Source organism: Pseudoramibacter alactolyticus ATCC 23263, from assembly GCF_000185505.1.
GTDB lineage: Bacteria > Bacillota > Clostridia > Eubacteriales > Eubacteriaceae > Pseudoramibacter > Pseudoramibacter alactolyticus.
The window spans coordinates 1-564 of record NZ_GL622385.1 but is presented as its reverse complement, the minus strand read 5'-3'; the positions used below and the strand labels follow the sequence as shown (position 1 = coordinate 564).

The window sequence follows — 564 nt, the reverse complement described above, 5'->3', positions numbered from 1 at the left end:
GCCACCACTTCGTCGGGAAAAGCCAGTCGATCATCAGTGCGGCCCGAATCGTCAACCTCTGCGCTCATAAGTCACATCATGCCCTATGAGGGGCATCTAGCCGACACAAAGAGCGACCAGCACTCGGCCGCCCACATTTTTCGTGTCTGGGATGGAATAACACACGTTCGGCCCGTGTTGCCCTATATGTACGCCGGTGGTCGGCGCTTGGCCACCCCGAACGAAGGAGATGTTGCATGGCTAACACCGTAAATGTTCCGAATCCTGCTGGACAGACGACTACTAAGCTCGAAAACGCTGAATCCGGTTTCAAGGCCTCCGAAACCCTTGCCGCGAACCTTCAAAAGGTTCTCGTTGACTTCATCGCCTTGGAGTTGGTCGACAAACATGCCCACTGGAATATCGTCGGCCCCAACTTCCGTGACCTCCACCTCAACCTCGACGAGGTCGTCGAAATTGCCCGTGAGGGCGCTGACGAGATCGCTGAGCGTATGCGCGCCCTTCACGCCTCCCCAGACGGTCGTCCCGCAGTCATAGCTGCGAGCACCACCCTGCCGGAATCCC

Annotated in this window: 1 protein-coding gene; it reads left to right on the top strand. The window is 57.8% G+C overall.

Annotation, left to right across the window (positions count from 1 at the left end):
- Nucleotides 1-236: 236 nt before the first annotated feature.
- On the top strand, nt 237-564 hold a 328-nt coding region (locus HMPREF0721_RS12645; protein WP_006599926.1), incomplete at its 3' end, for a Dps family protein.